The sequence below is a fragment of the Clostridium sp. genome, from assembly GCF_021443865.1.
Classification (GTDB): Bacteria; Bacillota; Clostridia; order Clostridiales; family Clostridiaceae; genus Clostridium.
In genome coordinates this window covers 5,667-16,150 of record NZ_JABUTB010000060.1, presented here as the reverse complement: position 1 = coordinate 16,150, position 10,484 = coordinate 5,667, and the positions used below count along the sequence as shown (strand labels likewise).

Sequence of the window (10,484 nt, the reverse complement as noted above, 5' to 3'; positions counted from 1 at the left end):
CTTTTATTATAAAATCATTTTTTATAGTATTATTTGATATATTTCCTCGGAAATTAATTTAGTTTTTATTTATTTCTTCAAAATATCTTTCTATCCCCAAAGAAATACCTTCCACTAAGGAATTTTGATGTTCTTCTGTTTGTAATTCTTTCTCTTCTTGGCTATTAGATAGAAAACCACATTCTACTAAAACAGAAGCTCCTTTATAATCATCTCTTAATATTAAATAAGCATCTCCAGCTGGCTTTGATACTCTCTTATTATTATCTTTTAAAGTCTCCTTTATAGATTCCTGAACGTTATCTGCTAACTTTTTACTTATACCATTAGCTCCATGCCATACTTGTGCACCATAACATTTTTCTTGAGGAAACATATTTTGATGAATAGATATAAAAACATCACAATTGGTTTCTTTTTTCATATCTCTTCTTTTCTTTAAATCTTCTCTTTTCTTTTCCCTTATAGTTGAACCGCTATTTCCAAGGGCTTCATCATTTTCCCTGGTTAAATATACTTTATACCCTTTGCTTTCTAAAGCCTCTTTAAGCTTTAATGAAATTTGAAGATTTATATTCTTTTCTATGACACCATTTTTTGATTTAGCTCCTCCATCAAATCCACCATGTCCAGGGTCAATTAATATAATTTTCTCTTGCTCAACGGCAAATACCTTTATAGAAGTAAAAGCAATGGTAAATAATATTACTAATACAGAAGCTAATTTAAATTTTCTCATTTGTTTTCCTCCATATTTTATATAGTTATAAAAGTATTATTTCCATTAGATTGTTTTTTTACTTATATACAAAAAATATTATTATGATATATTACTCCTAAATTTTCTAATCTATAAAAAAAGATACTGTCAAACTATAAACAGTATCTTTTTTTCTATTTGTTAATTATTTTCTATTACACTTTCTGCTATATTCATAGAATGATCACTAATTCTTTCTAAATTACTTACTAAATCTAAGAATATAGTTCCTGCATAGGCATTACAAATTCCATCATAAAGTCTTTTTACATGAAGATCTCTATATTTCTTTTGTAATCTATCTACTTCTGATTCTATATCACTAACTTCTTTTGCTTTAGTTACATCATTGCTTGCATAACTATCAATAGCTACTTGTAGAGCTTCAGATGTCTTTTCATACATTCTCTTTATTTGCTCCATAGCTTGAGAACTATACTCTAACTTTTTATTAATTTTTTGTTGAGTTAATTCTGCTATATTTTCAGCATGATCACCTATTCTTTCAATGTCATTAATTACATGAAAAGTTGCTGCCACTATCTTTGACTCCTTATCAGATAGCTCACGCTTTGATAATTTAACCAAGTATGTTGTAATAGTTTCATTTAAAGAATTAATTATTTCTTCGTTATCATAAACTTTTTGAATTAGCTTCTCATCATTTTTCTCAAATGACTCTATTGCTAAAGTTAAACCTTTCTTAGCTTTATTTGCCATTCTTAAGGTTTCCTTAGCTACTTGCCCAGCTGCAATTACTGGAGTTTCTAATAATCTATCATCTATATATTTAGGACCTTGTCTCTCATCATCATCTTCTCCAGGAATAATAATATTAACAATTTTAATTAATAAACCTGTAAGTGGTAACATAACTGCAGTATTTACTAAATTAAATACTGTATGTGCATTAGCTATTTGTCTACTTACATCTCCTGGACTAATTGCAACAACTGCATTTCCTAAAATCCCATTAAATAAAACTGGAATAAATAATATTGTTCCACCTAAATTAAATATTAAATGAAGTATCGCTGCTTTATGTGCTGTCTTACTTGTTCCTATTGATGCTAGCATTGCAGTTATGCAGGTTCCTATATTACATCCAAATACTATTGGTAATGCTATTTTAATATCTATTGCTCCTGCTGTTGCTAAAGCTACTAATATACCTGTTGTAGCAGAAGAGCTTTGAAGAATTGCTGTTATTATTGCACCTGTAAGTATTCCTAAATACCAGTGCCCTCCTACTGTACTTATTATATCCTTAAATATAGGTAATTCTGTCAAAGGCTTCATAGCTCCACTCATTTGACCCATACCAACAAATAATATACCAAAACCTAGAATAATATTTCCAATATCCCTTTTTTGTTTTTTCTTAGCAAACATAATTATTGCTGCCCCTATAAAAACAAACAAAGGAGCTATATCATCTAATTTAAATGCTACAAGTTGAGCTGTAATTGTAGTCCCTATATTTGCTCCCATTATAATTCCAGCAGCTTGTGCTAAATTCATAAGACCAGCATTAACAAATCCTACTACCATTACAGTAGTAGCACTACTACTTTGAATTACTGCTGTAACAATTGCGCCAACAATTACTGCAATTATAGGATTCTTTGTAACTTTTTCAAGAATTGACTTTAATCCATCTCCAGCAGCACTTTCCAGACCATCTCCCATGATTTTCATACCATAAACAAACAGCCCCAACCCACCAAGTAACTTTATAATAATCATTAATGGTTCCAAAATTATTCTCCTTTTTTCAACATAATTATAACAAATTAAGTTTACATTATTTTTTTACATTTGTTAAGTAAGTGAATTTATTTTTAACATGAATTTAATATACTAACTTCCCTATTACTTTATTATCCTACAAATCCGTAAAAAATAAACCACTTAAAACTATTATTTAAGTGGTTATACGTATTTATTTTTATTATTCTTTTCTTTGGTTTCCCCAGAAAAATAAAGCTACTGTTCCTGGCCCAGTATGACTTCCTATAGTAGTTCCTACATTATTTATTAGTACTTTACCATTTAACTTAGGAAAACGTTCTTCAATTAATTTTGCAACTTCTTTAGCATCTTCATAGCAGTAAGAATGAGAAATATAGCATTTATCAGAATAATCTAATCCATCCTTTGCATCTTCCTGCATTTTGTCTACTATTGCTTTAATAACCTTATTCTTTGATCTAATTTTATATCTTGGAATTAACTTACCCTTATCATTCATATCTAATAGTGGACAAATTCCAAGTAATCCTCCAATAAATCCAGAAGTCTTTGATACTCTTCCGCCCTTTATATAAAAAGTTAAGTCTGTAGAGAAGAACCAATGATTTAGTTCTAGTTTATGTTCATTAACCCATTTATAAACTTCATCTATACTCATTCCTTCATCTCTTAAATCTGCAAGCTTATCCATAATTAATCCATAGCCTGATGACGCACCTAATGAGTCTACAATATAAATTTTTCTTTCTGGATACTTTTCCTCTAAAATAGTTTTAGCTACCATAGCGGAGTTTATTACTCCTGAAAGACCTGAAGATAAACTCACATGAAGAATATCCTTTCCTTCTTTTAGGAACTTCTCGAAGTATTCTTCAAACTCTTGAGCATTAACTTGAGATGTTTTTGTATCTGCTCCGTTCTCCATAGCCCTATAAAAATCATCAAAAGGTATAGATTTTCCAAGGTCATCAGTATATTCCTTTCCATCTATTTCAAAGTGAAAGCAAATATATGATATGTTTCTTTTATTAAAATGTTCTTCTGAAAGATCAGCAGTAGAACAACTACTTATTACATATTCATTCATTTAATTATTCCTCCTTATAAAGTAATATATTCTTATTAAATAATTACAACATTAAATACACTAATATTATCTAAATAATACCATAAATTAATACTTTTCATAATATCATTATAACTTATAAATTACTATTATGTCATAATAATTATTAAAAAATATAAAGAAATACCATAAACATAAAGCATATTATATCTAAAATCAATGTATAATATTATGCTCTAAAGCCTCTTCCCCTTAAGTATTAACGTTTCAGCTATTACATAATAACTTATATCTCCAACTAATTACTTATTTACAAATTTTAACATACATTATATAAATAGGCTATCACCTTGATATTATATTGTCAATGGAATATTATAAGTAAAAATATATTAATTTAATTAAATAAACTTTCTATCAGGCATAATTCAGGATTTATATTTATTAAAGTTTTTTTATAAAAAAATAAATCCCACAAACAAAAAGTTTGTAGGATTTGTAAGCTTCCAAATATTATCTCTTTGAGAATTGAGGAGCTCTTCTAGCCTTCTTAAGACCGTATTTCTTTCTTTCTTTCATTCTTGGATCTCTAGTTACGAATCCAGCCTTCTTTAATTCTGGCTTTAAGTTTTCGTCAGCTTTAATTAAAGCTCTAGTTATTCCGTGTCTTATTGCTCCAGCCTGACCTGTGAATCCACCACCATGAACGTTAACTAAAACGTCGAATCTATCTTTAGTTGCAGTTAAAACTAATGGTTGATTAACGATCATTCTTAAAGTTTCTAATCCAAAATAGTTTTCGATCTCTCTGTTATTTATAACAACTTTACCACTTCCAGGTACAAGTCTAACTCTTGCTATTGATTTTTTTCTTCTTCCAGTTCCCATGTATTGAACTTTTGCCATTTTTTATTCCTCCTCCCGAGCCTGTATTAGTACTTTAATTCAAGTACTTCTGGTTTTTGAGCATCATGTCCGTGCTCTGCACCTCTGTATACTTTTAGCTTCTTAAGCATTTTTCTTCCTAAAACACCTGATGGAAGCATTCTTCTTACAGCTTCTTCGAAAGCGAATTCAGGCTTCTTAGATAATACTTCTCTATATGGAGTTTCCTTTAATCCACCTGGATATAAGCTATGCTTTCTCATTAATTTTTGATCTAACTTCTTACCAGTTAAAACAACTTTTTCAGCATTGATTACGATAACGAAATCTCCGCAGTCAACATTTGGTGTAAATGTTGGCTTATTTTTTCCTCTTAAAATTGAAGCAACTTGGCTAGCAACTCTTCCTAGTGGCTTACCAGCAGCATCAACAACATACCATTTTCTTTCAACTTCTTGCGCCTTAGCGATGTATGATTTCATGTTTTTCCCTCCCTGAACTTACATTTGTGCTTTACTTCTTAAGTACTGCTTTTATGTCAAGACCCGGGGCTAGTGGATCTTATATACATAAACAATTCTAACAAACAAACTTATTATAATACACGCACACGGGTGTGTCAATATATTTTATCTTTTAATTTCAATTAATTTAATTATTTTTAATAATAGACTTTTTCTAGGACTAATCCCGTTGCAGGTACGCATATTCCAGCCTTTTCTCTATCTTTTTCAGCTATTATTTTCTCTATCTCATTTGGCTTAATCTTATTTGAACCAACCATAATTAGTGTTCCTACTATTATTCTAACCATATTATATAAGAAGCCATCACCTGTTACATAAATTTTAATTATATCCCCATTCTCTTGTATATATAATTCAGATATTGTCCTTACTGTTGTTTTTACTGAACTACCACTGCTTTTAAATGCTGCAAAATTATGAGTTCCTATAAAATACTTACAAGCTTCTTTCATAGCTTCTATATCTAATTTACGCTTTACATGATATAAATAATGCCTATCTAATGCTGAAGGTACATCTCTATTTAATATAGAATAAGAGTATGTTTTTCCCTTAGCACTATACCTAGAATGAAATTCCTCATCTACTTCCTCTGATTTTAATATTACAATATCATCAGGTAGTTTATGATTAATTGCTTCTCTATATTTATTTGATGGTATATTGCTATTTGTTTTAAAATTAGCTACAAAGCCCTTAGCATGAACTCCAGCATCTGTTCTAGAGCTTCCTATAACTTCTACCTCTTCATTAGTAAGAAGTCTTATAGCCTCTTCCACTGTGTTTTGTATAGTGCTCCCTACTTTTTGCTTTTGCCATCCTAAATAATTAGTTCCATCATATTCTATAGTAAGCTTTATATTTCTCATATTACATCACCTTTATTTAATTATTATAAACCGAATCTTACAAAAAAACTTCCTATTAGTAATATTGAAAATACAGCAAATGCTATAGCATCTTTATTTGAAAATTTTAATTCCTTCATTCTCGTTCTTCCAGCTCCACCTCTATAGGCTCTAGATTCCATAGCCATAGCTAATTCGTCTGCTCTTCTAAAAGAACTTATAAATAAAGGCACTAATAATGGTATTAAACTCTTTGCTTTCTGAATCAATCCACCACTTTCAAAATCAGCACCTCTTGCTTTTTGTGCCATCATTATCTTATCTGTTTCATCCATTAAAGTAGGAATAAATCTTAATGCTATTGTCATCATCATAGCAAGTTCATGTGCTATTTCCTTTCCAATTGGCCTAAGTAATCTTTCTATACCATCAGTTAACTCAATTGGAGATGTTGTTAATGTTAATACTGATGTTCCCATAATTAAGAAAATAAGCCTTAACGCCATAAAGCCAGCAGTTCTAATACCTTCTGTATATATTTTTATAAAACCTAATTCTAATATTAATGTATCTGATGTTCCTTTAATCATAAATATATTTAAAACAGCAGTAAAAATAATTAGAAAAAATACAGGCTTTAGTCCTTTATATAAATATTTAGGTGGTAATTTAGCTATATAAACTGTTAAAGCTAAGAACCCCACAATTAGTATATACCCTATAAATTTATCTACTACAAATAAAGATACAATAAATAAAATAGATAATATTATTTTAGTTCTAGGATCTAATTTATGAATAAAGGTTTCGCCTGGTATATATTGACCTATAGTTATATCTTTTATCATTTTTTATCACCCTAATTTTTATCTTTCTTTAAAATTCTAAGCAGCTCTTCTTTCCCTTGCTGAATAGTATAAATTTCATCTGAAACATTAAAGCCTTTTGCTTTTAGTGCTCTCATAAGGTAAGTTACTTGAGGAACTGCAAGCCCTATACTTTCTAATGTATCGATTTCTTTAAACACCCTAGCAGGAGTGCCTTCTAAAGCGACCTTACCACTATTCATAACTATTATTCTTTCAGCTAGCTTTCCTACATCCTCCATACTGTGGCTAACTAATATAATAGTCATCTTATATTCAGTATGTAATTTCTTTATTTGTTCTAAAATATCATCTCTTCCCTTAGGATCTAATCCTGCTGTAGGTTCATCTAATATAAGAATCTTTGGCTCCATAGCAATTACACCAGCTATAGCTACTCTTCTTTTTTGTCCTCCACTTAAATCAAATGGAGATTTATTTCTATATGTTTCATAATCTAATCCTACCATCTTCATGGCATTCTTTACTCTTCTAGTTATCTCATCTTGTTCTAGCCCTAGATTCCTAGGTCCATATTCAATATCCTTTTCAATAGTTTCTTCAAATAATTGATATTCTGGATATTGGAAAACCAAACCTACTTTTTTTCTTATATTAGTAAGTTTAACACCTGGCTTTGTTATATCTTCACCATCAACTATTATTCTCCCTGATGTTGGCTTAAGTAATCCATTCATATGTTGAATTAATGTTGATTTTCCTGAACCAGTGTGCCCAATAAGCGCAACAAATTCACTATTATTTATTTCTATATTTACATTATCTAAAGCCACTTTTTCGAAAGGAGATTTTGGCATATAAACATGTACTAAATTTTCTATTTTAATTGACATATCGCATTCACCATCTCATCTACATTTAAAATATTTGTATCTAACTCTATACCATTATTCTTTAATTCATAACATAATTCTGTAACTTGAGGAACATCTAATCCTATCTCTTTCATCTTTTCCACATTAGAAAATACTTCTCTTGGCTTTCCTTCTAAAATTACTTTTCCCTCATCCATTACAATAATTCTATCTGCTTCAGCAGCTTCATCCATATAATGCGTTATAAGGACTATAGTTATTCCATAATTCTTATTTATTTCTTTTATATTTCTTAAAACTTCTTTTCTTCCTGATGGATCAAGCATAGCTGTTGGCTCATCAAATATTATACATTCTGGTTTCATAGCTAAAATTCCAGCTATGGCAATTCTTTGTTTTTGACCTCCAGAAAGTAAATGTGGTGCATGCCTTCTATATTCATACATTCCAACTTTTTTTAAGCTTTCATCTACTCTTCTTCTAATCTCCTCTGGGGGTACTCCAAGGTTCTCTGGCCCAAATGCTACATCTTCTTCAACTATAGTTGCTACTAATTGATTATCAGGATTTTGAAACACCATTCCAGCTTTAGATCTAATTGTCCATAAATTATTAGGATCTAATGTATCTAAACCATCTACTATTACAGTTCCTTCAGAGGGTACTAAAAGAGCATTCATATGTTTTGCAATAGTTGATTTACCAGATCCATTATGGCCTAATACAACTAAGAATTCTCCCTTTTCTACTTGAAAGTTAACACCGTTTACAGCATATCTTTCTTCTTCTCCCTCATGAACTCTATATTTAAAAGATACATCATTGCATTTAATCATTGCTTCTTTCATAATATATCCCCTCCTTATATTAGCTAATTTTCATTAAGTATTGTATAAAATCTCAATAAGTGTATATACATTAGCATAAGAATATTATAATATACATTTCTTCAATTACAATTATTTTATAATTATTTTTTAAGTTCTTATATAATATTTAATTTCACTATATTTTTATATGCAAAAATGGGGACTAAGTTATATCACTTAATCCCCTATATATTATACTAATTCTAGTATAACAACTTCAGCTCCGTCCCCTCTTCTTGGGCCTTTTTTGTACATTCTAGTGTATCCACCATTTCTTTCAGCGTACTTTGGAGCAACATTGTCAAATAGGTTTTGAACTACTTCTTCTTCGTGAACAAAAGCTAAAACTTGTCTTCTAGCGTGAAGGTCACCTCTTTTTGCTAAAGTGATCATCTTTTCAGCTAACTTTCTAGTTTCTTTTGCTCTTGTTTCAGTTGTTTCTATTTTACCATGCTTTAAAAAGCTTGTAACAAGGCTTCTTAACATAGCTCTTCTTTGGTCAGTAGGACGACCTAATTTACGATAACCTGCCATATGGATTTACCTCCTTACTCATCGTTTAGTCTTAATCCTAAGCCTAATTCCTTAAGCTTTCTTTCGACTTCCTCTAAAGATTTCTTTCCTAGATTTCTTACCTTCATCATGTCATCCATTGATTTTCCAGCAAGTTCTTGTACTGTGTTTATGCCAGCTCTCTTTAAGCAGTTATATGATCTAACTGATAAATCTAGCTCTTCAACAGTCATTTCTAGTACTTTTTCTTTTTTATCTTCTTCTTTTTCTATCATAATTTCTACATCATTAGTACTATCTCCTAATGACATAAATAGTTTGAAATGTTCTATAAGAATTTTTGCAGATAAGCTTATAGCTTCATCTATTTTTATAGTTCCATTAGTCCAGATTTCTAAAGTTAATTTATCATAGTCAGTAATTTGACCAACTCTTGTATTTTCTACAGTAAAATTAACTCTTTTAACTGGTGTGTAAATTGAATCTACAGCAATAGCTGATAATGGAAGATCTTCACTCTTATTTTTATTTTGAGTAACGTATCCTCTTCCTCTATTAACTGTTATCTCCATATATAACTTGCCATTATCATCTAATGTAGCAATATGAAGATCTTTGCTTACAACTTCAACGTCTCCATCAGTCTTTATATCTGCACCTGTAACTACTCCAGGTCCTTGAGCATCTATATATATAGTCTTTGGACCTTCACCATTCATTATTAATGCTAAAGATTTGATATTTAAGATTATTTCTGTAACATCTTCCTTAACACCTTGTACAGTTGAAAATTCATGTAGTACTCCATCAATTTTTACTGATGTTGGAGCTGCACCTGGAAGTGATGATAAAAGTATTCTTCTTAGAGCATTTCCAAGAGTTATACCATAACCTCTTTCCAATGGTTCAACTACATATTTACCATAAGTACCATTTTCATTTGCTTCTATACATTCAATTATTGGCTTTTCTATTTCTAACATGTACAAACCCTCCTTAAATTTTAAATGGCAACATTATTCTGAGGGCAACTGCTTATATATTTGTATTGTAAGATAAATCTTAACAATACAAATACTAAACTATTACTTGCTGTATAACTCAACGATAAGAGTTTCATTAACTGGAACGTCAATATCTTCTCTTGCTGGTTCAGCAATTACTTTACCTGAATAATTTTCAACATTTGCTTCTAACCATTTTGGTAATGTCTTTGGATTTTCAATAAATGTCTTGAATTTTTCAGTTCCTCTGCTCTTTTCTGAAACTAATATTTCATCATTAACAGAAACTTTATATGAAGGAATATCAACTTTCTTACCATTTACTAAGAAATGTCCATGAGTAACTAATTGTCTAGCTTCAGCTCTTGAAGCGCCATAACCTAGCTTATAAACAACGTTATCTAGTCTCATTTCTAGTAACTTAAGTAAGTTTTCACCTGTAATACCTTTCATATGCTCAGCCTTTTCATAGTAAGTTCTGAATTGGCCTTCTAAAACTCCGTATATTCTTCTAGCTTTTTGCTTTTCTCTTAATTGTACTCCGTAGTTAGATAATTT

Annotated in this window: 12 protein-coding genes; all 12 read right to left on the bottom strand. The window is 30.1% G+C overall.

Translation table 11 applies throughout. The features are described from left to right. Positions 1 to 58 precede the first annotated feature (58 nt). On the bottom strand, positions 59 to 739 hold the full coding sequence (gene cwlD, locus HUJ77_RS11075) for an N-acetylmuramoyl-L-alanine amidase CwlD (RefSeq protein WP_291708644.1): 681 nt from the start codon (positions 737 to 739) through the stop codon (positions 59 to 61). 162 nt (positions 740 to 901) lie between these two features. After that, positions 902 to 2,518, bottom strand: coding sequence for a Na/Pi cotransporter family protein (locus HUJ77_RS11070; protein ID WP_291708643.1), 1,617 nt, complete (start codon positions 2,516 to 2,518; stop codon positions 902 to 904). 193 nt (positions 2,519 to 2,711) lie between these two features. Further along, complete coding sequence (locus HUJ77_RS11065; protein WP_291708642.1) at positions 2,712 to 3,599, bottom strand: DegV family protein; 888 nt, start codon at positions 3,597 to 3,599, stop codon at positions 2,712 to 2,714. A gap of 492 nt (positions 3,600 to 4,091) precedes the next feature. Beyond that, positions 4,092 to 4,484: a 30S ribosomal protein S9 gene (rpsI, locus tag HUJ77_RS11060; RefSeq protein WP_291708641.1), complete on the bottom strand. Its 393-nt coding sequence runs from the start codon at positions 4,482 to 4,484 to the stop codon at positions 4,092 to 4,094. A gap of 26 nt (positions 4,485 to 4,510) precedes the next feature. Further along, positions 4,511 to 4,945, bottom strand: coding sequence for a 50S ribosomal protein L13 (gene rplM, locus HUJ77_RS11055; RefSeq protein WP_291708640.1), 435 nt, complete (start codon positions 4,943 to 4,945; stop codon positions 4,511 to 4,513). A 179-nt stretch (positions 4,946 to 5,124) separates the two neighbouring features. After that, on the bottom strand, positions 5,125 to 5,859 hold the full coding sequence (gene truA, locus HUJ77_RS11050; RefSeq protein ID WP_291708639.1) for a tRNA pseudouridine(38-40) synthase TruA: 735 nt from the start codon (positions 5,857 to 5,859) through the stop codon (positions 5,125 to 5,127). 23 nt (positions 5,860 to 5,882) lie between these two features. Next, a complete protein-coding gene (locus HUJ77_RS11045; protein ID WP_291708638.1) occupies positions 5,883 to 6,686 on the bottom strand; it encodes an energy-coupling factor transporter transmembrane component T in 804 nt (267 codons plus the stop codon). An 11-nt stretch (positions 6,687 to 6,697) separates the two neighbouring features. Beyond that, positions 6,698 to 7,558, bottom strand: a complete 861-nt coding sequence (locus HUJ77_RS11040) for an energy-coupling factor transporter ATPase (protein ID WP_291708637.1) — start codon at positions 7,556 to 7,558, stop codon at positions 6,698 to 6,700. Next, a complete protein-coding gene (locus HUJ77_RS11035; protein WP_291708636.1) occupies positions 7,543 to 8,388 on the bottom strand; it encodes an energy-coupling factor transporter ATPase in 846 nt (281 codons plus the stop codon). The genes HUJ77_RS11040 and HUJ77_RS11035 overlap by 16 nt, the downstream gene beginning before the upstream one ends. A gap of 213 nt (positions 8,389 to 8,601) precedes the next feature. After that, positions 8,602 to 8,943 (bottom strand): 50S ribosomal protein L17, encoded by a 342-nt coding sequence (gene rplQ, locus HUJ77_RS11030; RefSeq protein WP_136006894.1) that lies wholly within the window; start codon positions 8,941 to 8,943, stop codon positions 8,602 to 8,604. Positions 8,944 to 8,957: 14 nt separating this feature from the next. Then, positions 8,958 to 9,905 carry a DNA-directed RNA polymerase subunit alpha gene (locus HUJ77_RS11025; RefSeq protein ID WP_291625358.1) on the bottom strand — a complete coding sequence of 316 codons (948 nt, stop codon included), beginning with the start codon at positions 9,903 to 9,905 and terminating at the stop codon, positions 8,958 to 8,960. 102 nt (positions 9,906 to 10,007) lie between these two features. Beyond that, the coding region (rpsD, locus tag HUJ77_RS11020; protein WP_291708635.1) for a 30S ribosomal protein S4 at positions 10,008 to 10,484 on the bottom strand (477 nt) is incomplete at its 5' end.

Coding starts and splice junctions, on each gene's coding strand:
- HUJ77_RS11035 (WP_291708636.1), bottom strand. CDS start 8,388: ATGAAAGAAGCAATGATTAAATGCAATGATGTATCTTTTAAATATAGA.
- rplQ (WP_136006894.1), bottom strand. CDS start 8,943: ATGGCAGGTTATCGTAAATTAGGTCGTCCTACTGACCAAAGAAGAGCT.
- truA (WP_291708639.1), bottom strand. CDS start 5,859: ATGAGAAATATAAAGCTTACTATAGAATATGATGGAACTAATTATTTA.
- HUJ77_RS11045 (WP_291708638.1), bottom strand. CDS start 6,686: ATGATAAAAGATATAACTATAGGTCAATATATACCAGGCGAAACCTTT.
- cwlD (WP_291708644.1), bottom strand. CDS start 739: ATGAGAAAATTTAAATTAGCTTCTGTATTAGTAATATTATTTACCATT.
- rpsI (WP_291708641.1), bottom strand. CDS start 4,484: ATGGCAAAAGTTCAATACATGGGAACTGGAAGAAGAAAAAAATCAATA.
- rplM (WP_291708640.1), bottom strand. CDS start 4,945: ATGAAATCATACATCGCTAAGGCGCAAGAAGTTGAAAGAAAATGGTAT.
- HUJ77_RS11025 (WP_291625358.1), bottom strand. CDS start 9,905: ATGTTAGAAATAGAAAAGCCAATAATTGAATGTATAGAAGCAAATGAA.
- HUJ77_RS11065 (WP_291708642.1), bottom strand. CDS start 3,599: ATGAATGAATATGTAATAAGTAGTTGTTCTACTGCTGATCTTTCAGAA.
- HUJ77_RS11040 (WP_291708637.1), bottom strand. CDS start 7,558: ATGTCAATTAAAATAGAAAATTTAGTACATGTTTATATGCCAAAATCT.